General features: G+C 71.7%; 21 protein-coding genes and 1 pseudogene. 12 read left to right on the top strand and 10 right to left on the bottom strand.

What is annotated here, in order from left to right:
- Window positions 1–13 precede the first annotated feature (13 nt).
- A complete protein-coding gene (gene map / locus ABH926_RS20635) occupies window positions 14–871 on the bottom strand; it encodes a type I methionyl aminopeptidase (RefSeq protein WP_370367311.1) in 858 nt (285 codons plus the stop codon).
- Between the two features lie 42 nt (window positions 872–913).
- Here map and ABH926_RS20630 point away from each other — a divergent pair, with 42 nt between their 5' ends.
- A complete protein-coding gene (locus ABH926_RS20630) occupies window positions 914–1,126 on the top strand; it encodes a hypothetical protein (RefSeq protein WP_370367310.1) in 213 nt (70 codons plus the stop codon).
- A 64-nt stretch (window positions 1,127–1,190) separates the two neighbouring features.
- Here the strand turns inward: ABH926_RS20630 and ABH926_RS20625 are convergent, their stop codons facing one another.
- Entirely contained in the window at window positions 1,191–2,384 is a 1,194-nt protein-coding gene (locus ABH926_RS20625; protein WP_370367309.1) for a LamG domain-containing protein, read from the bottom strand.
- A gap of 336 nt (window positions 2,385–2,720) precedes the next feature.
- Window positions 2,721–4,070: an MFS transporter gene (locus ABH926_RS20620; protein WP_370367308.1), complete on the bottom strand. Its 1,350-nt coding sequence runs from the start codon at window positions 4,068–4,070 to the stop codon at window positions 2,721–2,723.
- A gap of 177 nt (window positions 4,071–4,247) precedes the next feature.
- Between ABH926_RS20620 and panB the strand changes: the two genes are divergently transcribed.
- Both panB and ABH926_RS20610 read left to right on the top strand, forming a co-directional pair.
- Window positions 4,248–5,156, top strand: a complete 909-nt coding sequence (panB, locus tag ABH926_RS20615) for a 3-methyl-2-oxobutanoate hydroxymethyltransferase (RefSeq protein ID WP_370367307.1) — start codon at window positions 4,248–4,250, stop codon at window positions 5,154–5,156.
- Window positions 5,157–5,224: 68 nt separating this feature from the next.
- On the top strand, window positions 5,225–5,848 hold the full coding sequence (locus ABH926_RS20610; protein WP_370367306.1) for a hypothetical protein: 624 nt from the start codon (window positions 5,225–5,227) through the stop codon (window positions 5,846–5,848).
- Between the two features lie 123 nt (window positions 5,849–5,971).
- Here ABH926_RS20610 and ABH926_RS20605 read toward each other — a convergent pair whose 3' ends face one another.
- The gene (locus ABH926_RS20605; protein WP_370367305.1) at window positions 5,972–6,538 is read right to left on the bottom strand and encodes a TetR/AcrR family transcriptional regulator; all 567 of its coding nucleotides are present in this window, start codon (window positions 6,536–6,538) and stop codon (window positions 5,972–5,974) included.
- A 65-nt stretch (window positions 6,539–6,603) separates the two neighbouring features.
- On the opposite strand from ABH926_RS20605, the gene ABH926_RS20600 reads away from it, so the two are divergent.
- The 3 genes from ABH926_RS20600 to ABH926_RS20590 all read left to right on the top strand — a co-directional run bounded on the left by ABH926_RS20600 (window position 6,604) and on the right by ABH926_RS20590 (window position 9,893).
- Window positions 6,604–7,317, top strand: a complete 714-nt coding sequence (locus ABH926_RS20600; protein ID WP_370367304.1) for an SDR family oxidoreductase — start codon at window positions 6,604–6,606, stop codon at window positions 7,315–7,317.
- A 203-nt stretch (window positions 7,318–7,520) separates the two neighbouring features.
- Window positions 7,521–9,074, top strand: a complete 1,554-nt coding sequence (locus tag ABH926_RS20595) for an MFS transporter (RefSeq protein WP_370367303.1) — start codon at window positions 7,521–7,523, stop codon at window positions 9,072–9,074.
- A 102-nt stretch (window positions 9,075–9,176) separates the two neighbouring features.
- Entirely contained in the window at window positions 9,177–9,893 is a 717-nt protein-coding gene (locus ABH926_RS20590) for a TetR/AcrR family transcriptional regulator (protein ID WP_370367302.1), read from the top strand.
- An 8-nt stretch (window positions 9,894–9,901) separates the two neighbouring features.
- Here ABH926_RS20590 and ABH926_RS20585 read toward each other — a convergent pair whose 3' ends face one another.
- On the bottom strand, window positions 9,902–10,681 hold the full coding sequence (locus tag ABH926_RS20585) for an SDR family oxidoreductase (RefSeq protein ID WP_370367301.1): 780 nt from the start codon (window positions 10,679–10,681) through the stop codon (window positions 9,902–9,904).
- Between the two features lie 322 nt (window positions 10,682–11,003).
- Here ABH926_RS20585 and ABH926_RS20580 point away from each other — a divergent pair, with 322 nt between their 5' ends.
- Both ABH926_RS20580 and ABH926_RS20575 read left to right on the top strand, forming a co-directional pair.
- Entirely contained in the window at window positions 11,004–12,482 is a 1,479-nt protein-coding gene (locus ABH926_RS20580; RefSeq protein ID WP_370367300.1) for a flavin-containing monooxygenase, read from the top strand.
- Between the two features lie 34 nt (window positions 12,483–12,516).
- On the top strand, window positions 12,517–13,854 hold the full coding sequence (locus ABH926_RS20575; RefSeq protein ID WP_212020760.1) for a glutamine synthetase family protein: 1,338 nt from the start codon (window positions 12,517–12,519) through the stop codon (window positions 13,852–13,854).
- An 18-nt stretch (window positions 13,855–13,872) separates the two neighbouring features.
- Here ABH926_RS20575 and ABH926_RS20570 read toward each other — a convergent pair whose 3' ends face one another.
- Window positions 13,873–14,265: a fic family toxin-antitoxin system, toxin component gene (locus ABH926_RS20570; protein WP_370367299.1), complete on the bottom strand. Its 393-nt coding sequence runs from the start codon at window positions 14,263–14,265 to the stop codon at window positions 13,873–13,875.
- Window positions 14,262–14,483: a hypothetical protein gene (locus ABH926_RS20565; RefSeq protein ID WP_370367298.1), complete on the bottom strand. Its 222-nt coding sequence runs from the start codon at window positions 14,481–14,483 to the stop codon at window positions 14,262–14,264. Before ABH926_RS20565 ends, ABH926_RS20570 begins: the two co-directional genes overlap by 4 nt.
- A 143-nt stretch (window positions 14,484–14,626) precedes the next feature.
- Here ABH926_RS20565 and ABH926_RS20560 point away from each other — a divergent pair.
- Both ABH926_RS20560 and ABH926_RS20555 read left to right on the top strand, forming a co-directional pair.
- Window positions 14,627–15,600 (top strand): annotated as a pseudogene (locus ABH926_RS20560) (zinc-binding dehydrogenase).
- Window positions 15,601–15,673: 73 nt separating this feature from the next.
- Window positions 15,674–16,531 (top strand): maleylpyruvate isomerase family mycothiol-dependent enzyme, encoded by an 858-nt coding sequence (locus ABH926_RS20555; protein WP_370367297.1) that lies wholly within the window; start codon window positions 15,674–15,676, stop codon window positions 16,529–16,531.
- Here the strand turns inward: ABH926_RS20555 and ABH926_RS20550 are convergent.
- Window positions 16,522–16,791 carry a hypothetical protein gene (locus ABH926_RS20550; RefSeq protein WP_370367296.1) on the bottom strand — a complete coding sequence of 90 codons (270 nt, stop codon included), beginning with the start codon at window positions 16,789–16,791 and terminating at the stop codon, window positions 16,522–16,524. The two genes, ABH926_RS20555 and ABH926_RS20550, sit on opposite strands and share 10 nt — an antisense overlap.
- Window positions 16,788–17,336, bottom strand: coding sequence for an RNA polymerase sigma factor (locus ABH926_RS20545; RefSeq protein WP_370367294.1), 549 nt, complete (start codon window positions 17,334–17,336; stop codon window positions 16,788–16,790). The genes ABH926_RS20550 and ABH926_RS20545 overlap by 4 nt, the downstream gene beginning before the upstream one ends.
- Before the next feature lie 193 nt (window positions 17,337–17,529).
- On the opposite strand from ABH926_RS20545, the gene ABH926_RS20540 reads away from it, so the two are divergent.
- Window positions 17,530–18,033 (top strand): NUDIX domain-containing protein, encoded by a 504-nt coding sequence (locus ABH926_RS20540; RefSeq protein WP_370367293.1) that lies wholly within the window; start codon window positions 17,530–17,532, stop codon window positions 18,031–18,033.
- Between the two features lie 102 nt (window positions 18,034–18,135).
- On the top strand, window positions 18,136–21,291 hold the full coding sequence (locus tag ABH926_RS20535) for a bifunctional [glutamine synthetase] adenylyltransferase/[glutamine synthetase]-adenylyl-L-tyrosine phosphorylase (protein ID WP_370367292.1): 3,156 nt from the start codon (window positions 18,136–18,138) through the stop codon (window positions 21,289–21,291).
- On the opposite strand, the gene ABH926_RS20530 is transcribed toward ABH926_RS20535, so the two are convergent.
- A complete protein-coding gene (locus ABH926_RS20530; protein WP_370367291.1) occupies window positions 21,246–21,692 on the bottom strand; it encodes a hypothetical protein in 447 nt (148 codons plus the stop codon). The two genes, ABH926_RS20535 and ABH926_RS20530, sit on opposite strands and share 46 nt — an antisense overlap.
- Between the last annotated feature and the right edge of the window lie 39 nt (window positions 21,693–21,731).

The following is a 21,731-nucleotide window of genomic DNA, read 5'->3' as shown; positions in this document are numbered from 1 at the left end:
CGGAGGTCGAACCTCACGCCTGGCTGGGCAGCGTCAGCACCTCGACCCCGTCGTTCGTCACCACCATCGTGTGCTCGAACTGCGCGGTCCGCTTCCGGTCCCGCGTCACGGCCGTCCACTTGTCGGCCCACATCTCGTAGTCGGCCGTCCCGAGCGTCAGCATCGGCTCGATGGTGAACGTCATGCCGGGCTGCATCACCAGGGTCGCGTACGGGTCGTCGTAGTGCGGGATGATCAGGCCGGTGTGGAAGGCCGTGGAGATGCCGTGGCCGGTGAAGTCGCGGACCACGCCGTAGCCGAAGCGCTTGGCGTAGCTCTCGATCACCCGGCCGATGACGTTGATCTGCCGGCCGGGGCGGACCGCCTTGATGGCGCGGTCCAGGGCCTCGCGGGTGCGCTCGACCAGCAGGTGCGACTCCTCGTCGACGGTGCCGACCTCGAAGGTGGCGTTGGTGTCGCCGTGGACGCCGCCGATGTAGGCCGTGATGTCCACGTTCACGATGTCGCCGTCCTGGAGCACCGTGGTGTCCGGGATGCCGTGGCAGATCACCTCGTTCACCGAGGTGCACATCGACTTCGGGTAGCCCTTGTAGCCCAGCGTGGAGGGGTAGGCCCGGTGGTCCAGCAGGTACTCGTGCCCGATCCGGTCCAACTCGTCCGTGGTGATGCCCGGCTTGGCCGCCTTTCCGGTCTCCACCAGCGCGTCGGCGGCGATCCGGGAGGCCACCCGCATCTTCTCGATCGTCTCGGCGTCCTGCACCTCGCCGCCGGTGTACGGCCTGGGCCCCTTGCGTCCCACGTACTCCGGTCGCTTGATCCCCGCGGGGACGGGCAGAGTGGGAGAGACGGTGCCGGGTACGAGTGTCGCCATAGTCAGACAGTCTAGGCACCCGGTGACAGCAGGGAGAGTGCGATGCGCTGGACCAAGAAGGGCGAGCCGCCGGCGGACGACGGCTTCTATTACTGCGTGAAGCACGGGACGGTCGAGCCGGCGGGCGCCTGTGCCGCCAAGGACCGCCTGGGGCCGTACGACACCCCGGAGGAGGCCGAGCACGCCCTGCAGCGGGTGCAGGAGCGCAACGAGGCGTGGCGGCGGGCCGACGAGGCCGCGGACGCCGACAGCTAGCGCGAGCCCGGGCCCCGGCGCCGGAGGCAGTGGCCGAAAACCACAGCCGCCGGCGCCGCCGGGCTCAGCCCAGCGCCTTCACCTCGTCGGCGGTCAGCGCGCGCCCGAACACCTGCACATCCGAGATGTAGCCCTTAAAGGGATTCGTCGGGTACTTCCCGTACCAGCTCCGGCCGATCGCGAACGGCCCCGTCGCGGCGTACGGCTTGGACCCGGTCTTGACCGGCCCGCCCTGCGGCGCCCCGTCGACGAACAGCTCGATCGTCCCGGCCTGCGCGTCGTAGACCCCGGTCAGCCTGACCCAGGTGTTCATCGGCGTCGGCGCGCTCGCGCCGGCGTTGGTCATCGCCGGGTTGGCGCCGTCGGCGTTGGCGCGGACGAACGACCAGGTCTTGCTCGCCTCCGAGTAGCTGAAGGTGAACGCGAAGCACTGCGGGCCGTCCTGGCTGAAGGCGGCGGCGTACTTCGTGGGCGTGGTGAGGCCGGTCTGGTCGACCCACATGGAGACCGTGAAGCTCTTCGTGGTGTCGATCGCCGGGCCCTTGGTCTGGATCTGGCCGCCCTTGATCTGGTTCGGCGCGCCGCTGAACTCCGCGGAGCCGCCGTGCGCGGTCGAGAAACCGGCCGCTCCGGACAGGGCGCCGACGTGGTTCTTGCCGGAGGCGTCGGCGGCGGTCTTGCCGCCGGCCTTGTCGCTCAGGTGCCAGAACAGCACGTCGGCGACCGGTGGCGCGGCCGGCGGCGCGGCCTTCGACGTCGAGGGCGCGCTCGCGGATGACGGCGGCTGCGAGCCGCCGCTCGGGGTGGACGTCCCGGACAGGGCCGCGTGCGACGAGCCCGAGGACGTCGGGCTGGGATTGGGCTGCTTCTTGCTGCTTCCGCTCGTCGCGAAAGCGACGGCTCCGGCGGCGACACCGGCCACCACGACCGCCGACGCCCCGATCAGCAGGGCCTTGCGACGCTTGGCGGTGCCCCCTCCGGGCGGCGGCCCGGGAGGTCCCGGCGGGCCGAACTGTCCGGGCGGGCCCATCGGCCCGTTGAACTGCGGCCCGGGCTCGGATCCCGGAACCGCCCGGAACCCGCTGGCCGACAGGTCCGCGCTGCCCTGCTGCTGCCCGACCGCCCGGTACGCGCCGGTGGCGGCGAGCGGGAACGAGGTCATCGGCGGCGGGCCCTGCGGCGGGGCCTGGACCGGCGACGGCTCCGGCGGACGGACGGCCGCGTACGCGCCGGTCGCCGCGAGCGGGAAGGACGTCATCGAACGCTGCGATCCTCCGGGCGGTCCGCCCTGGGGGCCGCCTGGGGGACCACCTTGCGGGCCGCCTTGGGGACCGTTCTGTGGCCCGCCCTGGGGCCCGTTCCCGGGTCCACCCTGAGGCCAGTTCTGGGGCCCGCCCTGAGTCCAGTTCTGCGGCTCACCCTGAGGTCCGTACTGGGGCCCGCTCTGCGGTCCACCGTTCCCCTGCCAGGGGAATCCTCCCGGCGGCGGCCCGCCCGAGTCCCCCGTCTCCTCTGGCGGCGCGCCCCACGGCGGCCCGTTCCGGTCCCCGTTGTCCATGTCAAACCCCTCGTTAGGACAGTCAACGGCCTTCGATCATAGGGACGGCTCAGCGTGCGCCGCCAGCCTTTCGGCGCGGACCGCGACCGCGTGGACGTCGCTCCGCGCGTCGTAGCGCCGGAACCCGGGCAGCCACGCGGCGAGCCCCACCACCGCCCCGACGCAGGCCACGCCGCCGAACCCGACCGAGAACACCGGCCCCCGCAGCGCCGCCATCGACCCGGCGCGCACCTGTCCCAGAATCGGTCCGGTCGAGAACGACAGCATCTCGATCCCGGCCAGCCGGCCGCGCAGCGCGTCGGGGATGGTCTGGTTCCAGATCGACATCCGGAACACCCCGCTGACCGCGTCCGCGGCGCCGGCGGCGGCCAGGCAGGCCAGGACGGTCCAGACCTGCTGCGTGGCGGCCACCAGCGCGATCGCGGCGCCCCAGGCCCCGGCGGCCCAGATCACCGCCAGGCCGTGCCGGTGGACGTGCTTGGTCCAGCCGCTGGTGAGGGAGACCAGCGCGGATCCGACCGCCGGCGCGGCGTACAGCAGGCCCAGGGACCACGAGGCGTGCAGATGGTCGGCGAGGAACGGGAACAGCGCGGTCGGCATCGCGAACGTCATCGCCGCGATGTCCACCACATACGTCCCGATCAGCTCCTGTCGGCTGCGCGCGTACCGCCAGCCGGCGGCTATCCCGCGCAGGCTGGCCTCCTCGGCGTCCTCGCCCTGCGGCGACGGCCTGAGCCGCAGCAGGAAGCCGACCGAGATCACGAAGGTCGTCGCGTCCACCACATAGGAGGCCGTCGGCCCCGTGGTGGCGACCAGCACACCGCCCAGCGCCGGACCCGCGATCTGGGTGAACGACCCCAGCAGCCACTGCAACGCCCCGGCCGGCACCACCAGGTCCGGCGGCACGATGCGCGGCACGATCGCCTCCCGCGAGGGCCGCTGCAGGCCGTTCACCGCCGCGAACGCGGCCGTCAGGGCGTAGATCGGCCACAGCGCCGGATGCGGCAGCAGCGCGTTCACCAGGAGCAGCGCGGACAGCAGCGCCGAGGCCGCCTCGGTCGACACCACGAGCTTGCGCCGGTCCATCGCGTCGGCCAGCGCGCCGCCCCACAGCCCGCACACCACCAGCGGCACCAGCTCGGTCGCCCCGAGCAGGCCGACGGCCAGCGCGGAGCCGGTGAGCTCCTTGATCTGGAAGGGGACCGCGACATAGGTCAGGAACGAGCCGAAGCCGGAGATCACCGAGGAGGCGGTCAGGAACCGGTAGTCGCGCGAGACCTTCAGCGGTGTCACGTCGACGCTCAGATCGCGCCATCGGCGACGGGGCGCGGGGCCCTGCTGCGACGCGTCGCCGGGCGCCGCAGGGTGTGCAGTCACGCGCCGCATTGTTCGGGTCCGCGCCCACGCCCCGCAAACGACTTTAGGACCGGTGTGAGCAGAGTCACGGATGGGGCGGGAGCGAGGTCGCGGCCTCTTAACAAGGGGTCCGGAGCGTGAGACGATCAGCCTCGTCCGGGTACGCCGCTTCGGCGCCTCGAGTCGTCTCTTCAAGGAGAAACCAGCATGTCCGCTGAAAGCAGCGCCACGCAGGAATCCGCAGTATCACCATCGTCCGCGTCATCCGCGGCATCCGCCCAGCCCAAGCTCTCGCTGTACGGCGGCACCGGGACCGGCCGCCGGGTCACCGTCCGGGACCTGGCCAAGGCCAAGCGCGAGGGCGAGAAGTGGGCCATGCTCACCGCCTACGACGCCCTCACGGCCGGCGTCTTCGACGAGGCCGGGATCCCGGTCCTGCTCGTCGGGGACTCGGCGGGCAACAACCACCTCGGGTACGAGAACACCGTGCCGGTGACCGTCGACCAGCTGGTCATGCTCTCCGGCGCCGTGGTGCGCGGCACCAAGCGCGCCATGGTCGTCGGCGACCTGCCGTTCGGCTCCTACCAGTCCTCGCCGGCGCAGGCGCTGGAGACCGCGGCCCGGTTCATGAAGGAGGCCGGCGTCGGCGCGGTCAAGCTCGAGGGCGGCCGCCGGGTGCTGCCTCAGGTCGAGGCGCTGGTGCAGGCCGGCGTCCCGGTGATGGCGCACATCGGGCTCACCCCGCAGTCGGTGAACGTCCTGGGCGGCTACCGGATAGCGGGACGGGGCGACGAGGAGGCCGAGAAGCTGATCTCGGACGCCAAGGCGCTGCAGCACGCCGGCGCCTTCGCGATCGTGCTGGAGCTGGTCCCGGCCGAGCTGGCCGCCCGGGTCTCCGCCGAGATCGACATCCCCACCGTGGGCATCGGGGCCGGGGCCGGCACCGACGCGCAGGTCCTGGTCTGGACCGACATGGCGGGCCTGACCCCCGGCGGTGTGCCGAAGTTCGTCAAGCAGTACGCGGACATGCGTGCCCTGCTGGGCGACGCGGCGCGCGCCTTCGCCGCCGACGTGGTGCACGGGGTGTACCCGGACGAGTCGCACTCGTACCACTGAGCCCTGATCCACACTGAATATCCCGGTCCGGGTGTCCTGGCGGCGTCCGGACCGGCAGTATGAATGCCATGGATGCCGAGCAGACCACCTTCCTCCGCGAACTCGTCAGCGGCACCCCGTGGTTCGGCGAATGTCGCGGCTTCGCCCGCACCCTTCGGCGCGCCCCGCGCAGCCCCGGCGGCCTGCTTCTGGTCGGCACGCCGGAAGAGGAGCCCTGGCACCTCGCCGCGCATCTGGACACCGAAGCCGGCCTGGCGAACCTGCCGCAGCTCGCGCCGACCCTGGTGCGCCACCGGATCCCCGACGGCGCGCCCCCGCACCTGGCGGTGCCGCTGGCCCGGCTGGAACAGGCCCGCAAGGGCGAGGCGGTGTTCATCGTGGCGCCCGACGACCCCGGTGCGCCGCTGCTGGAGCGCGTCGACGACGCCCGCAAGCGCGGCGCGGCGATCCTCACCCTTGCGGAGGACGAGGAGACCTCCGGCGAGCTGCTGACCATCTCGCACGACGCGCTTCTGGTGCCGGAGAACGGGATCGTGCCCGGTTTCGACGCCGCGCAGCACCTGCTCGCCTCGACCGCCGGGGAGGGCGAGGGCGGCACCGGGCGGGGGAGCGGGCGGCGGATGGGCTTCCGCGACCGGCTGACCGCGTTGATCGATCAGGTCGCCGGCGGTTCCGCCGACACCTATCGGTAGGGGCTGTCAGGGCTCTGTCAGGGTTAAGTCGCGATCTGGTCGAACGGCACGTCTCCCAAGAGCTTGCGCGGACAGCCTTCATAAGGGCATGGAGTCAGGGGGAGGGTATTTCTGCCGTCGAGATCATCGACCGCGGACCGCGGCCAGGCACGCGTCGTAGAGGTCCATGACGTCGTCCTCGCCGTCGTTGGCGACCCAGGCGATGGTCGCGGCGTCCAGACACGCGAACGCGGTCGCGATCACCGCGCGTGCGGCCAGTTCCGTGCCGTCCATGCGCGGCGTGATGAGCGGCAGCAACTCGTCCTGGAAACGGAGCCGCTTCTCGAGCCAGCCGGCGCGCAGCGACGCGGTGTTGTGCAGCAGGCGGAACCGTTTCAGCGCTTGTTCGTGGCTCTCGTGCAGGGCCAGGACCGCGACGATGCCCGCGCGCAGAACTTCCCAGGCATCGGCCTCGGCGGGCTGTTCGCTGACGGTGGCCGTCAGAACCTGGCCGAAGCGCTGCTGGTCGCCGCCGAGGAGGTCTTCCTTGGTGCCGAAGTAGCGGAACAGGGTGCGCTGGGAGACCCCGGACTCGCGGGCGATCTGGGCGATGGAGGTCTCGTCGTAGCCCTGTTCGGTGAACAGGCGCAGGGCGTTGTCGAGGATCTCCTGGGAAGCCAGTCGGCGGGTCCGGTCCCACAAGGTCGTCATGCCCCCAGGCTAGCGAACCGCTGCCATCCTGGCAGTGACTGCCAGATTGGCGTAGGCTGACAATCATGCAGACGCGGACAGCTCTCATCACCGGCGGAACCAGCGGCATCGGCAAGGCGACCGCTGAACTGCTCCACTCCCGCGGTCACCGCGTGCTGGTCACCGGCCTGGACGGGGTCGCCGACGCCGGGCTCCCCGCGGACGTCCTGGTCGTGCGCGCCGACGCCCGCTCCCTGCCCGACCTCGACCACGCGATCGACGTCGCCCGCCGCGAGTTCGGCTCCCTCGACGTGCTCTTCCTCAACGCGGGCATATCCCGTCCCGGGCCGATCGAGTCGACGGACGAAGCGGCCTTCGACGCCCTGTTCGAGGTGAACGTCAAGGGCGCCTTCTTCACGCTGCAGAAGGCGCTCCCGCTGCTGAACGACGGCGCCTCGGTCGTGTTCACCATCGGTGCCGGCGAAGGACTCGGCGCCGCCATGACCGCCGCCAAGGGCGCGCTGCTCCCGATGATGCGGGCCCTGGCGCTCGAACTCGCGCCGCGCGGCATCCGCGTCAACGCCGTCAGTCCCGGCCTGATCGACACCCCGGCCTACAGCAAGCTGGGCGTCACTCGGGACATGATCGAAGCCTGGGGCGAACAGGTGCCCCTCGGCCGGGTCGGCGCCGCCGCCGACGTCGCGGAGGCGGTCGCCTTCCTCGCCTCGGCCGCTGCCGGCTACGTCACCGGCGACAACCTGGTCGTCTCCGGCGGAATGGGCGTTCGTTCCCAGCCCTGACCGGTCCCGCGGGCTTCCCCCGGAGTTCAATACGAAACGGTTGCGTCTCGATACTCGCGGGCGTACAGTCGCCGTGGGAAATCGATACGGCCCCGTTTCGTATCGGATCAAACCCGTACCGATCGAGGGGATAGGGGACGGTGTTGTCTTCAAAGGCAGTGGATCGGGAGACCTTGCAGAGGCGCCGGTGGGCGATCCTCGGTGTGCTCATCTTCAGCTTGCTCGTCGTCGTGTTGGACAACACGATCCTGAACGTCGCGCTCAAGATCATCTCGCAGCCCAAGACCGACCCGCACCAGCCGGGTCTGGGGGCTTCGCAGTCCGATCTGGAATGGGCGATCAACTCCTACACGCTGGTGTTCGCCGGCCTGTTGTTCACCTTCGGCATCGTCGGGGACCGGTTCGGCCGTAAGAAGATCCTGATGGCCGGCATGGTCGGGTTCGGGATCGCCTCGGTGCTGTGCGCCTACGCCGGCAGTCCCGGCGCGCTGATCGCCACCCGGGCCGCGATGGGCTTCTTCGGCGCCGCGATCATGCCGGCCACGCTGGCCATCATCGCCAACGTCTTCGAGCCCAAGGAGCAGCCCAAGGCGATCGGCATCTGGGCCGGCGGCGTGGGCCTGGGCGTGGCCATCGGCCCGGTTCTCGGCGGTCTGCTGCTGGACCACTTCTGGTGGGGCTCGGTCTTCCTGATCAACGTGCCGATCATCGTCATCGCGCTGATCGCGATGACGATCCTGGTGCCGGACTCGAAGAACCCCAAGCCCGGCAAGCTGGACCCGCTGGGCGTGTTCCTGTCGATGGCCGGGATCGTGGTGTTCGTCTACGGCATCATCCGCGGCGCGGACGTCGGCTGGGGCAACCCGCAGATCTGGGGCTCGCTGGCCGCCGGGGTGCTGCTGTCCGCCGGGTTCGTGTACTGGGAACTGCGCACCGACCACCCCGCGCTGGACGTGCGGCTGTTCCGCAGCTCGCGGCCGTTCTCCGCCTCGGTGATGCTGGTCGGCCTGTCCTTCTTCGCGATGATGGGCGTGCTGTTCTTCCTGTCCTTCTACCTGCAGTCGGTGCTGAACTACACTCCGCTGAAGGCCGGTCTGTTCCTGACGCCGTTCGCGCTGGCGCAGCTGATCTTCTCGCCGCTGTCGGCCCGCCTGGTGCAGCGCTTCGGGGCCCGGGCGGTGTCCACCTTCGGCATGGTCACCATCGGTGTCACGTTCCTGATGTACCAGTTCGTGAACCAGACCTCGGCGGCCTGGCTGCTGCTGCTGATCTTCTTCCTGCAGGGCATGGGCATGGCGAACGTGATGCCGCCGGCGACCACGACGATCATGACCTCGCTGCCGCGCGAGAAGGCCGGCGTCGGCTCCTCGGTGAGCAACACCGTCCGGCAGGTCGGCGGCGCGCTCGGCGTCGCGGTGCTGGGCACGCTGCTCACCACCGCCTACCGCAGCCGGATGGAGGGCCCGCTGAAGACGGTGGTCCCGAACTCCTCGGCGCTGCACGACATCGACGGCTCGATCCAGGCGACCAAGGGCGCCGGGGAGCACTTCCCGGTGCTGGCCCGCTTCTACCCGCAGGCCGACGCCGCGTTCATCCACGCGATGCACATGACGGTGACGATCTCGGCGATCGTGGCCTTCCTCGCCGCGCTCGTGTCGCTGACCTGGCTGCCGCGCAAGGCCTCCGGCGCGCCGGGGCCGCAGCGCCAGACCGGCAGCGACGCCGCCGCCGCGGCCGAGGCCGCGGGAGTGGCCTAGCGGGGCGCCGTGGCCGGACACAGGGGCCGACACGGGGGACGGCACGCGGTTTCCCCCGTGTTGTCCCCCCTCGGCCCGGCATCGACGAGATGATGGAGCGTTATGACGATGATCCATGACGGCCGCCGCCCCGACGAGCGCCATCCCGGGCACGTGGACGGCGTCCGCGCCGACCCGGCCTGCGCCGGGTCCGGGTCCGGGTCTGGATCCGGGGCCGGGGAAGGCCGCCGCCGGCCCGGCCGGCCGCGCAGCGAGGCCGCCGAGCGGGCCATCCTCGACGCGGTGCTGGGCCTGCTCAGCGAGGGCGTGCCCTACGGCTCGCTGTCCATGGAGCAGGTCGCGACCCGGGCCGGCGTCGGCAAGGCGACCGTCTACCGCCGCTGGCCGAACAAGGAGAGCCTGGTCGTCGACTCGATGGCCACGCTGTGGCAGGAGTGCCCGCCGCCGGATCTGAGCGACGACCGCTCGACCCGCGAGCGGATCCTGGAGTACCTGAACACCATGGTGGGCCTCATGCACGAGGACATGGCCGGCCTGGTGTTCGCCTCGGTGATGGCCGCCGCGACGGCGCATCCGGAGCTGGTGCGGCGCTACCAGCAGGTCGCGATCGAGCCCCGGCGCGAGCAGCTGCGGATGATCCTGCGGCACGGCGTCGCCGCCGGGGAGCTGCGCGCGGACCTGAACGTGGAGCTCGCAGTGCGGATGTTCGCCGGGCCTATCGTGCACACGATGAAGTCCGAACACCCCGGCACGGCCGTGACTCCGGAGTTCGTGGAGGGTGTGGTCGACACCCTGTTGGAGGGCATCGCCGCGCGCTGATCGACGGATCAGCCCCCGTACTTGGCCGCCAGGTACTCCGCCCACGTCGTCTTGCCCTGCCGGTTCTCCGGGCTGGTGTGCACCCCGGCCCGGAACGCCCGTCCGGCCTTGCCCGGCACCCGGAACGGCAGGAGCAGCCGGCGCTTGCCGGTCGCGCGCAGGTACGCCTGCGCGATCTCAGCACCGTCCAGCAGCTCCGGCCCGCCCATGTCCTCGGCGCGGCCCAGCGGCTCGCCGCCGGCCAGGTCGGCCAGGCGGCCGGCGGTCTCGTGGGCGTCCAGCGGCTGGAACGGCGCCGAGGGCACCGGGACCAGCGGCGACTTCGTCGCCAGCGTCAGGAAGGTGTCGAGCAGCTGGAACCACTGCGTGGTCCGCTGGACGGTGTGCGGCAGCCCGCTGGCCTCGATGGTCTGCTCGGCCTGGTACTTGGCCTGGTAATAGCCGAAGTGGTGCCGGTCCACGCCGACGATCGAGATGTAGACCAGGTGCGGCCGGCGCCCGCCGCGCTTGGCGGCCTCGACCAGGCGCCACACGGCGTCGGCGTCGCCCCGGCCCTGCCCGCGGGTGTTGGAGGCGGCGTGGACGATCACGTCGGCCCCGTCCACGGCCTCGTCCAGTCCGGCGCCGGTGCCCAGGTCGCCGACGGCCCACTCGAACGAGCCGGTCCCGCCGGGCCCCGCGCCGCCGCGCGTCCGCCGGCTCAGGGCGCGCACGTCCGCGCCGCGCCGGGTCAGCGTCGGGACGAGCAGACGGCCCAATGTCCCGCTCGCTCCGGTCACCAGGATCATGACGACCTCCTCCGGTGTCCCCTACCCAGAAAAGGTCCGAGGCCTCACCGCACGGGGGGACGGTGAGGCCTCGGGATGGGAGACCCCATCGCACGGGGGGACGATGAGGTCTCGTTGCAGGATTATTCTCCGTTCAACAACGCTTGGCGAGGGGTTCCGGAGAGATTTTCGGCAAAGATCTTCAGAGTTTCCTCGCGAATACCCGGTGTGACCGATTCCCGTCCCCTTCTGTTCGGGTATGGACCGGTTTGCTCCCGAGGTGTCGGAGTACGGCACCGGCCGCCATGTCGACGCGGCGTCGGTATGGCGGTCTACTCAGTACATGACGACCGGTCCCGGGCATCAGGTTGCACATCAAGTCGCAATCGTCGGTGCCGGGTTTTCCGGGCTGTGTATGGCGATCCAGTTGAAGCGCGACGGCGTCCGGGATTTCGTCGTGTTCGACAAGGGCGCGGACATCGGCGGGGTCTGGCGCGACAACGTGTATCCCGGGTGCGGATGCGATGTGCCCTCGCACCTCTACTCATACTCGTTCGCACGCTATGCGGGATGGTCACGCGCCTATCCCAAGCAGCGGGAGATCCTCGACTACCTGCACCGCTGTGTGAGGCGTTGGAAACTCGGACCACATCTGCGGCTCGGTACGGAGATCGTCGCCGCGCACTGGGAGCCGCAGGAGCGCCTGTGGCGGCTCCGGGATGCCGCCGGGTCCGAATACACCGCCCGGGTACTGGTGTGCGGCGTGGGACAGCTCAACAGGCCGCGGTACCCCTCTGTGGCCGGACGCGAGACGTTCGCGGGGGCCGCGTTCCACTCGGCGCGGTGGGACGCCGCGTGGCCGCCGGAGGCGTTCGCCGGGAAGGACGTCGCCGTCATCGGGACCGGTCCGTCGGCCGTGCAGTTCGTCCCTGAGATCGCCCGCTATGCGCGCACGCTCTATGTGTTCCAGCGGTCCGCGAACTGGGTGATCCCCAAGTACGACTACGCCTTCGGTCCGCTGGCCCGCCGCGCCTTCCGCACCGTCCCGGGCCTCCGCCTGGCGATGCGCGGGTTCATGTACGCCGTGGTGGGGGAGACGCTGTTGTACTCCGCCATAGCGGGAAGCCCACTGGGACGCGTCGTACAGAAGTTCTCCACACGTCACCTGAACAAGCAGATCCCCGACGACGCCGACCTGCGAGCCAAGCTCACCCCGGACTTCCCGATCGGCTGCAAGCGCATCCTGATCTCGGACGACTGGTACCCGGCGCTCGCGCGGGACAACGTGGAGGTGGTCACCGAACCGGTCACCGAGGTGACCACAGGCGGGGTCCGCACAGCGGACGGCCGCGAACGCGACGTCTCGGTGCTCGTCTACGGGACCGGCTTCCGGGCCACAGAGTTCCTGGCGCCGATCGACATCGTTGGTCGGGACGGGGTACGGCTCCAGGACCGGTGGCGGGAAGGCGCCACCGCGTACCTTGGCATAGCGGTCCCCGAGTTCCCCAACATGTTCCTGCTCTACGGTCCGACCACGAACCTCGGCCACAATTCGGTGGTCTACATGATCGAGTCGCAGGTCCGGTACATCATGAGCTGGCTCCGAGCGGCCCGGAACGGCCAGGTCGAGGTGGCCGAGGGGGCGCTCGCGCGGTACGACGCGACCATGCGCCGGCTGCTGAGCCGCACCGCGTGGGAGGGCGGCTGTACCTCCTGGTACATGACCGCCGGCGGCCGGGTCGTCAACAACTGGCCACTGCGCTCCTACCGTTACCGCATGGCCACGAGCCGTCCGCGCGCACGCGACTTCCTGGTGCCGTAATCACACGGAAACGCACCTCGTTCATACTGTGCTCATGGAACGTCAGCAGGAGTTCGTACTCCGCACCCTCGAAGAGCGGGACATCCGCTTCGTGCGCCTCTGGTTCACCGACGTCCTGGGCTTCCTGAAGTCCGTCGCGATCGCCCCGGCGGAGCTTGAACAGGCGTTCAGCGAGGGCATCGGCTTCGACGGGTCGTCGATCGAGGGCTTCGCCCGGGTGGCCGAGTCCGACATGCTGGCCAAGCCCGACCCCGCGACATTCCAGATCCTGCCGTGGCGCGCGGAGTCCCCCGGCACGGCGCGCATGTTCTGCGACATCCTGATGCCGGACGGAGCCCCCAGCTACGCCGACCCCCGCTGGGTGCTCAAGCGCACGCTGGCCAAGGCCGCCGAGCGCGGGTTCACCTTCTACACCCACCCGGAGATCGAGTTCTACCTGTTCGAGGGCCAGCCCAAGCCGGGCAAGGCCCCCGAGCCCGTGGACCACTCCGGCTACTTCGACCTCACCCCGCACGGCATCGGCCACGACTTCCGCCGCCAGGCCATCACCCATCTGGAGTCGATGGGGATCTCGGTGGAGTTCAGCCACCACGAGGGCGGCCCGGGCCAGCAGGAGATCGACCTGCGCTACGCCGACGCGCTGTCCACGGCCGACAACATCATGACGTTCCGCCACGTCATGAAGGAGGTGGCGCTGGAGCAGGACGTGTACGCCTCGTTCATGCCCAAGCCGCTGGCCGAGCACCCCGGCAGCGGCATGCACACCCACCTGTCGCTGTTCGAGGGCGACCGCAACGCCTTCCACGAGCCCGGCGCGGAGTACAGCCTGTCCAAGACCGGCCGCAGCTTCATCGCCGGCCTGCTGCACCACGCCAGCGAGTTCACCGCGGTCACCAACCAGTTCGTGAACAGCTACAAGCGCCTGTTCAGCGGCGGCGAGGCCCCCAGCTACATCAGCTGGGGCCACAACAACCGCTCGGCGCTGGTCCGGGTGCCGATGTACAAGCCCTCCAAGTCGCAGTCCAGCCGCGTCGAGGTGCGCTCGCTGGACTCGGCGTGCAACCCCTACCTGGCCTTCGCCGTGATGCTGGCGGCCGGCCTGAAGGGCGTCGAGGAGGGGTACGAGCTGCCCGCCGGCGCCGAGGACAACATCTGGACCCTCACCGACGGCGAGCGGCGCGCGCTGGGCATCGAGACGCTGCCCTCGTCGCTGTCGGAGGCCATCTCGCGGATGGAGGAGAGCGAACTGGTCGCCGAGACGCTCGGCGAGCACGTCTTCGACTTCTTCCTGCGGAACAAGCGCGCCGAGTGGCTGGATTACCGGCACCAGGTGACGCCGTTCGAGCTGAACCGGTACCTGCCGGTGCTTTAGAGCGCGGCTACTGCGGCGCTACGCCGCCCTGGTCCAGTTCCGCAGGACCCAGGAGATGGCCCGCACGTCCACCTTCCCCTCGGCCGCGTCGCCCGCGAGCTGGGCCGCCTCGCGCAGGTCCGGCAGCACGCGCAGGCCGCAGGCGGACAGGTACGCCACCGCGGTCGCCGCGGCGAACAGCCGGTTGGCGTTCTCCAGTGCCGGGACGCGGGCCAGCTGGTGCAGCAGGGCGGCGGCGCGGTGGTGCGGCTGCTCGTAGACCCGGCGGCCGAGGACCACGGCCTCGGTGCGGGCCAGGGCGGCGAACAGCGCGCCGTAGTCCAGGACGGCGGGGTCCCCCGGGAGCCGTTGCGCGGCGTCGAGCAGCCAGGCGATGTCGATCGGATGACCGGGTGCGTCCTCAGGGCTCACGCGGCCGGCTGCAGGTCGTCGTCGAAGGCGCCGGAGGCCTTGGCGTCCTGCACGAACTGGTCGAAGACCGAGTCGAAGACGGCCCGGCGGCCCCGGGTGTCGGCGTCGATCAGCCGGGTCAGGTATTCGCCCAGGTTCACTCCCGCGTCCGCCGCGGCGGCGCGGGCCGCTTCGGCGATCGCGTCGGGGACGCGCGCGTTCAACTGCTGATTGCCCATGACAGCATGCTAGCGCCGCTAGCAGGTGCTGTCACGGTCTGAGGACCAAGGTCTCAGCCGGGTGCCGACCGCGGCCCGAGGCGCCCGGCGCCTGCTCCCGGCCAGGATCGGGGGTGACCAGGCCCCAAAGCAGGAGGAACGACATGCGCGCGGTGTGGCTGCGAGAGTTCGGCGCCCCGACGGAGTTGCGCGTGGAGCAGACCCCGGAGCCGGCGCCGGCGCCCGGCACGGCCCTGGTCGACGTCGCGTACGCCAACATCACGTTCGTCGAGACCCAGGCCCGCGCGGGCACCGGCCCGTTCCATCCGGAGCTGCCGACCATCCCCGGCAACGGCGTCGGGGGAGTGGTGCGCGCGGTCGGCGAGGGCATGGATCCGGCGCTGGTCGGTGTGCGCGTGGTCGGGTCGACCGGCGGGTCGGGCGGCTACGCCGGGGTGGCCCTGGTGTCCGAGGAGGTGCTGTACCCGGTGCCCGAGGGCCTCGCCCTCGACGCGGCCGTCGCGGTCCTCGCCGACGGCCGCACCGCCTCGCTGCTCGTCGAGGCGGCGGCGGTCCGGCCGGGGAGCGGGTGCTGATCGAGGCGGCGGCCGGCGGCGTCGGCACGCTGCTGATCCAGCTCGCGAAGGCGGCGGGGGCGGTGGTGATCGCCCTGGCCGGCGGCCCGCGGAAGACCGGGCTGGCCGTCGAGCTGGGGGCCGACCAGGCGATCGACTACCGCGACCCGGCTTGGCCCGGGCGGCTGGCGGAGCCGGTGGACGTCGTCTTCGACGGGGTCGGCGGCGATACCGGCCGCACCGCTTTCGGGCAGCTGCGACGCGGCGGCCGGATCCTCACCTACGGGCTGGCCAGCGGGCAGTGGGCTGAGATCCCCGAGGACGAGGCGGAGCGTCGCGGGGTGCGGGTCGTCCGTCCCACTGCGGGGCCCGGGGACATGCGGCGGCTGACGGAGTCGGCGCTGCGTGCCGCCGCCGACGGGAGGCTGCGTCCGGTGATCGGGCAGCGGTTCCCGCTGGAGCGCGCTGACGAGGCGCACGCCGCGATCCAGGAGCGGCGGACGGTGGGGAAAACCCTGCTTGTGGCCGGCGGGGACCACCTCGCAGAGCTTTCCACCCCTTGACCAGGCCGCTTCCGGCTGCTGTCGTATCAGACGCCCTGTCCAACGCGTTCCGATACGCCGCCGGGAGCAGCCGATGTCGCGGAGCCGCACCACCCTCGCCGAAGACCTCGCCGCCGCGCGGGCGGCGGTGCCGGACCTCGCGGAGCGGGCCGCGCGGGTGGTGGAGCGGATGGGCGATCCGAAGGCGGTGTCGCCGCTGCCCGGGTGGCGGGCGGCGGACATCGCGGTGCACCTCGGGCTGGCCTGCACCGCCTACGCCGCCGCGGCGGCCGGGGAGCTCGAGGCCAAGGACTGGGACGCGATGGTGCCCGAGCACCCCGACCTCGCGCAGCGCGTCGCCGTGGTGAACGCCACCACCCTCGCCCAGGCCGCGCCCGACGCCTACCTGGCGGTCCCCGGCCAGATCCGCGCCGGCGCGGCCGCCCTGGTCGCGGCGCTGGCCGAGCGCGGGCCCGACGAGCCGTGCCCCATCCCCTGGTTCGGGGCCGACGCGCCGCTGCCGGTGGCGGCGGTCGCCGGCCTGTTCCTGAGCGAGACCGTGCTGCACGCCCTGGACCTGGCCCGCACGTCCGGACAGGCGTGGACGGTGCCGCCGAGGATCGCGCGGCTGATCGTCTCGCTGACGTACCCGGAGACCATCCCGCGCACCGTCGACCCCTCCCGCGCCGCGAACCTGCACGCGGCGGTGCGCGTCCACGTGCGCGGCGGCGTGACCATCGGCATCGACGTGGACGGCCCCCTGGTCCGGACGCACCGCGACCCGCCGCCGGGCCGCACGGACTGCCACATCTGGGTCGAGCCGGCGGCCTTCGTCCTCACCGCGAGCGGCCGCACCTCCCTGGCCCGCCAGATCGCCGCCGGCCGCATGATCTCCCTGGGCCGCAAACCGTGGCTCGGGCCGGTGATCGCACGCCTGTTCGCTCACCCCTGATCCGCACGGCCCGGCCCCCGCAGCTCGCAGCGTCCGTCGACGCACTCACGGCGCACCCGGCCCGCCGACAGGGTCTGGAGCAGGCCCATGGTCCAGCACATCGGGCAGCCCCGCAGTGCCACCAGCCCGGCCGGGACCAGGAGCAGCGCGGCCAGGCCCAGGACCGGGAGCAGCGCCGGGCCGGCGGCCATCGAGCCGAAGCCGATCAGGCCGCGGGCCAAGTGGCGGGGGAGGGAGGAACCGGCGAACTGGCTACTCATGCTCCGCTCCCCCCCGCCACCAGCGCCGCCCGCACCTGAGCCCGCGCCCGGTGCAGCCGCGACTTCATCGCCGCCACGCTCAGCCCCAGCTCCAGCGCGACCGCGCGTCCCGACCACCCCTGCACGTCCCGCATGATCAGCACCCTGCGCAGGTCCTCCGGCAGCGCCACGATCGCCCCGACCACCGCCTCGGCCTCCAGCCGGGCCAGCACGTCGTCCTCGGTCGGCGCGCAGACCGGCTCGCCGGCCCACGGCCCGGTGCGCCAGGCACCCCGGGCCCGGCGCAGGCACTCGTTGCGCACGATCCGGAACATCCACGACCCCAGCGCCGCCGTGGCCCGCAGCATCCCGATGCGGCTGTACAGGATGATCAGTGCCTCCTGCGCCGCGTCCTCCGCGTCCTGGGGGGTCGCGCACAGGGTCTTGGCGAACCTCAGGACGTGCGGGTACGACCCCGACACCAGGGCCCGGACCGCCTCCGCGTCGCCGTCCTGCGCCGCCCGCACCAGCTGTTCGCCCGGCCAGGCCGCCGCCGTGTCACCCACGTGTCCGACCCCGCTTCCGCATCAGCGACATGGTGCACGCGCACACCAGCACCGCCGCCACGACTCCCACCGCTGCCCACATCATCCTCGGTGTCCTCTCCCTTTCCGGTGGCCGGCTCAAGGCCGGCTGCCCGATAAGAGGCGCGTGCCCCCGGGAAGGATTCATCCCGGTCGTCCATGCTTTGATGGCCGGGTGAACCCCGACGAAGAACTCGTCTACGAAGTGGACGAGAGCGACCGGATCCTGCGGATCGTGCGCCGCGGCGAACTCACCGACAAGAACCTGCGCCACCGCAGTGTCGAGATCCTGTTCCGGGACAACGCCGGCCGGATCCTGGTGCACCGGCGGGCCGCCGCCAAGCGCGTCTTCCCCCAGTACTACGACATGTTCGTGGCCGGCATGGTCCCCGCCGGCGAGTCCTACGACCAGGCCGCGCGCCGGGAGGCCGGCGAGGAGGTCGGGCAGCGCAACATCGTGCTGCGGCCGGTGGGCAAGTGGCGTTTCGACCACGACAAGGTGCCGCAGTGGGGCTCGGTCTACACCGCGACCGTCACCGGCCCGGTGGTCCCGCAGGCCGAGGAGGTCGAGTGGTTCGGCTTCCTCACCGAGGCCGAGCTCGCCGAGAGCATCGAGCAGAACGAATTCTGTCCGGACAGCTTGTTCTTCTACCGCAGGCTGCGCCGCGAGGCCGACTGACCGCGGCGTGATCGTGCCCTGAACAGCCCCGCCGGGCGATGACGCGACCGGCCGCCGGACGCCGCGCGCCGGTCGCGATCGCGGTCGGCTAGATTGGGCCGGGTGGCACAGACGGCGGCACTAGGCCGGGAACCGGAGTCGGCACGCTCGCGACTGGTCAGGCTCGGCTTCACCGATCCCGAATCCGCCCTCGAGACCCTCGCCGAGGCGCCGCTGGGCGAGCTGCGCGGCGACCCGCTGTTCCTGGAGGCGCTGGGTCGCACCGCCGACCCCGACCAGGCCCTGGCCGCCACCGGACGGCTGCTGGCGGCCGCCGGCGACGCCGAGAAGCTGGCCGCCACCCTGGCCTCGGCCAAACCCTTCCAGGACCGGCTGCTCGGCGTTCTCGGGGTCAGTGTGGCGCTCGGGGAGCACCTGGAGCGGCACCCGGAGGCCTGGCACGGGCTCGTCGAGTTCGACGTCGAGGACCTGGCTCCGGCGTTCCGCGCGCTGATGCTGGAGTCTGTCGGGGCCGACGCCGCGGCGGCCGACCCGGTGGCCGCCCTGGCCGGGATCCCCGCGCGCGACGCCCTGCGCGTCGCCTACCGGGACGCCCTGCTGGGCATCGCCGCGCGGGACATCGGCGCCTCCCGGAAGGACGACGCCACCGCGACGTACGACCAAACGGCCGCCGACTTGTCGGACCTCGCCACCGCCACCCTGGAGGCGGCCCTGGCGGTGGCCCGAGCGGAACTTCCCGAGGATTCCCCGCCGGCGCGCCTGGCGGTCATCGCGATGGGCAAGTGCGGCGCCCGGGAGCTCAACTACGTCAGCGACGTCGACGTGGTGTTCGTCGCCGCCGCTCCCGACGGGACCGACCCCGACGAGGAGCACCTGGCCCTGCGCACCGCCACGCAGCTGGCCGCGACGATGATGCGGGTCTGCTCCGACACCACCTCCGAGGGCGCGATCTGGCAGGTCGACGCGAACCTGCGCCCCGAGGGCAAGAACGGCCCGCTGGTGCGCTCGCTGGCCAGCCACATCGCCTACTACGAGCGCTGGGCCAAGACCTGGGAGTTCCAGGCGCTGCTCAAGGCGCGCGCCGCCGCCGGCGATCCGGACCTCGGCGCCGAGTACGTCGAGGCCGTCACGCCGATGGTGTGGGCGGCCTCGCGGCGCGACGGGTTCGTCGCGGACGTCCAGGCGATGCGGCGGCGTGTGATCGCCCACATCCCGGCCAAGGAGGCCGAGCGGGAACTGAAGCTCGGATCCGGCGGACTGCGCGACATCGAGTTCGCCGTGCAGCTGCTGCAGCTGGTGCACGGGCCCACCGACGAGGCCCTGCGCAAGCGCGGGACGCTGGAGTCGCTGGCGGCTCTTTCCGCAGGTGGATACGTGGGCCGCACCGACGCGAGCGCGCTGGCCGACGCCTATCGCTTCCTGCGCACTTTGGAGCACCGCCTGCAGATCCACCGGCTCCGGCGCACGCACACGCTGCCCGAGGAGAAGCCGGAGCGGCGGCGCCTCGGGCGGTCCATGGGGTTCCGAACCGATCCAGTGGATCAGCTGAACGGTGAATGGAAACGGCACAAGCGGGAAGTAAGGCGGCTGCACGAAAAGCTCTTTTACCGACCGTTGTTAGACGCGGTGGCCCGCTTGACGCCGGGTCAAGCCGCATTGGGTGGTGCTGTTCACTTGTCGCCGGAGGCTGCGCAGTCACGGTTGGAAGCACTCGGCTATACGGATCCCGCAGGAGCGCTGCGTCATCTGACGGCGCTCACCTCAGGGGTGAGCCGGCGGGCCGCGATCCAGCGGACCCTGCTGCCGGTGATGCTCGACTGGTTCGCCGACGCCGCGGATCCGGACGGCGGATTGTTGGCGTTCCGCAAGGCGTCCGAGGCGCTCGGGGACACTCACTGGTACCTGCGGCTGCTGCGGGACGAAGGCGCCGCCGCCGAACACCTGGCGCGCGTTCTGGCCTCCGGCCGCTACGCACCGGACTTGCTGCTGCGGGCGCCGGAGGCGGTGGCGATCCTCGGCGACCCGGCGAACCTGGTGCCGCGGGCCCGTCCGGTGCTGGAAGCGGAGATCCTGGCCGCGGTCGGACGCGCCTCCACGCCTGAGGCGGCTGTCGCCGCGGCGCGCGCGGTGCGTCGGCGCGAGCTCTTCCGCATCTCCGCGGCCGACTTGCTGGGCCTGCTGACCGTCGAGCAGATCGGTGACGGCCTCAGCGCGGTCACCGCGGCCACCCTGAGCGGCGCGTTGCAGGCCGCCACCACCGCGATCGAGAACCGTCTGGGCACGCCGCTGCCGACCCGCTTCGCGATCATCGCCGCCGGCCGGTTCGGCGGGCGGGAACTCGGCTACGGCAGCGACGCGGACGTGTTGTTCGTGCACGATCCGCTCCCCGACGGGGACGCGGAAGCGCAGCCGGACAAGCCGTCCCCCAACGGTGCCGGGCCCACGAACGCCTCGCGCGGCGTCTCCGCGCAGCGCGAACGCGCCGCGACCGACGCCGCGCACGCCGTGGCCAACGAACTGCGCCGGCTGCTCCAGATCCCGACCCCGGACCCACCGCTGATCATCGACGCCGACCTGCGTCCGGAAGGCCGCCAGGGCCCGCTGGTCCGTACCCTGAGTTCCTACGCCGAGTACTACCGCCGCTGGTCGGAAGTGTGGGAGTCGCAGGCCCTGCTGCGCGCCGAACCGGTCGCCGGCGACCCCGATCTGGGCCGGGAGTTCACGGACCTGATCGACCCGCTGCGCCGCCCGTCATCAGGGCTCGACGAGACCTCGGTGCGCGAGATCCGGCGCATCAAGGCCCGGGTGGAGGCCGAGCGTCTGCCGCGCGGCGCGGACAAGGCCCTGCACACCAAGCTCGGCCCCGGCGGCCTGTCCGACGTCGAGTGGACCGTGCAGCTGCTCCAGCTCTGCTACGCGCACGAGATCCCCACTCTCCAGACGACCCGCACGCGCCTGGCCCTGTCCGCCGCCGTCGACGCCGGCCTGCTGGAGCCCGACGACGGCGAGATCCTCGACGAGGCCTGGATCGAGGCCACCCGCGTCCGCAACGGCATCATGCTGGTCCGCGGCCGCGCCGGCGACTCGATCCCGAACGACATCAAGGAGCGCGCCGGGATCGCGATGTATCTGGGCTCTGAGAACAGCGAGGAGTTTGTCGAGGAGTACCGGCGCAGTGCCCGGCGGGCGCGCGCGGTGGTCGAGCGGGTCTTCTACGACTGGAACCACGAGACGGGGCGGGCCGGGGCCGGGGCCTGAGCCCGGCCTGGGGCTTGAGTCCGGCCCGGGTCCCGCTGCTTCAGAAACGCGATCAGACGTCGGAGAGCTTGAGCCTGGAGAACGAGGCTCTTGCCCGCCGCCCGAAGGATCTGCGCGGAGCCGGGGACGTCCTGGGGCGGCCCGAGCCCGTGCGCGACGTACGCGTTCTCCAGGTGGATCGATCTGCGTGGCCGCTCGGCCTCGGCGTCGTACGCCACCAGGTTCGTCCCCACGCACAGATCACGGCCGCAGTAGTCGAAGAACTCGACCTCGACCGCCAGATCGGCGCGGCGGTAGACGATTCCGCGCTCCGTCGACTCAGGCCCCGTATAACCCTCGTCGGCGACCAGGAACGCGAACTGGACGGCGCCCTCGGTCCGTATCAGCTCGATGGGATGCATCGCCCGCCCCATGGGGCGATTGTTCCCCGCGCCGGCGGT

It is taken from the genome of Catenulispora sp. GP43, from assembly GCF_041260665.1.
In the GTDB taxonomy this organism is placed as follows: domain Bacteria; phylum Actinomycetota; class Actinomycetes; order Streptomycetales; family Catenulisporaceae; genus Catenulispora.
The sequence above is the reverse complement of the archived record's forward strand: the minus strand, read 5'-3'. Positions and strand labels throughout refer to the sequence as shown.

Coding starts and splice junctions, on each gene's coding strand:
- ABH926_RS20625 (WP_370367309.1), bottom strand. CDS start 2,384: ATGACGTCCTTCCCGCTCGCGGCGACCGGCGCGTACGCGGCCGTCCGT.
- ABH926_RS20555 (WP_370367297.1), top strand. CDS start 15,674: ATGTCGCGGAGCCGCACCACCCTCGCCGAAGACCTCGCCGCCGCGCGG.
- panB (WP_370367307.1), top strand. CDS start 4,248: ATGTCCGCTGAAAGCAGCGCCACGCAGGAATCCGCAGTATCACCATCG.
- ABH926_RS20605 (WP_370367305.1), bottom strand. CDS start 6,538: ATGACGACCTTGTGGGACCGGACCCGCCGACTGGCTTCCCAGGAGATC.
- ABH926_RS20630 (WP_370367310.1), top strand. CDS start 914: ATGCGCTGGACCAAGAAGGGCGAGCCGCCGGCGGACGACGGCTTCTAT.
- ABH926_RS20585 (WP_370367301.1), bottom strand. CDS start 10,681: ATGATCCTGGTGACCGGAGCGAGCGGGACATTGGGCCGTCTGCTCGTC.
- ABH926_RS20565 (WP_370367298.1), bottom strand. CDS start 14,483: ATGGGCAATCAGCAGTTGAACGCGCGCGTCCCCGACGCGATCGCCGAA.
- ABH926_RS20600 (WP_370367304.1), top strand. CDS start 6,604: ATGCAGACGCGGACAGCTCTCATCACCGGCGGAACCAGCGGCATCGGC.
- ABH926_RS20550 (WP_370367296.1), bottom strand. CDS start 16,791: ATGAGTAGCCAGTTCGCCGGTTCCTCCCTCCCCCGCCACTTGGCCCGC.
- map (WP_370367311.1), bottom strand. CDS start 871: ATGGCGACACTCGTACCCGGCACCGTCTCTCCCACTCTGCCCGTCCCC.
- ABH926_RS20575 (WP_212020760.1), top strand. CDS start 12,517: ATGGAACGTCAGCAGGAGTTCGTACTCCGCACCCTCGAAGAGCGGGAC.
- ABH926_RS20590 (WP_370367302.1), top strand. CDS start 9,177: ATGACGATGATCCATGACGGCCGCCGCCCCGACGAGCGCCATCCCGGG.
- ABH926_RS20530 (WP_370367291.1), bottom strand. CDS start 21,692: ATGCATCCCATCGAGCTGATACGGACCGAGGGCGCCGTCCAGTTCGCG.
- ABH926_RS20620 (WP_370367308.1), bottom strand. CDS start 4,070: ATGCGGCGCGTGACTGCACACCCTGCGGCGCCCGGCGACGCGTCGCAG.
- ABH926_RS20580 (WP_370367300.1), top strand. CDS start 11,004: ATGACGACCGGTCCCGGGCATCAGGTTGCACATCAAGTCGCAATCGTC.
- ABH926_RS20610 (WP_370367306.1), top strand. CDS start 5,225: ATGGATGCCGAGCAGACCACCTTCCTCCGCGAACTCGTCAGCGGCACC.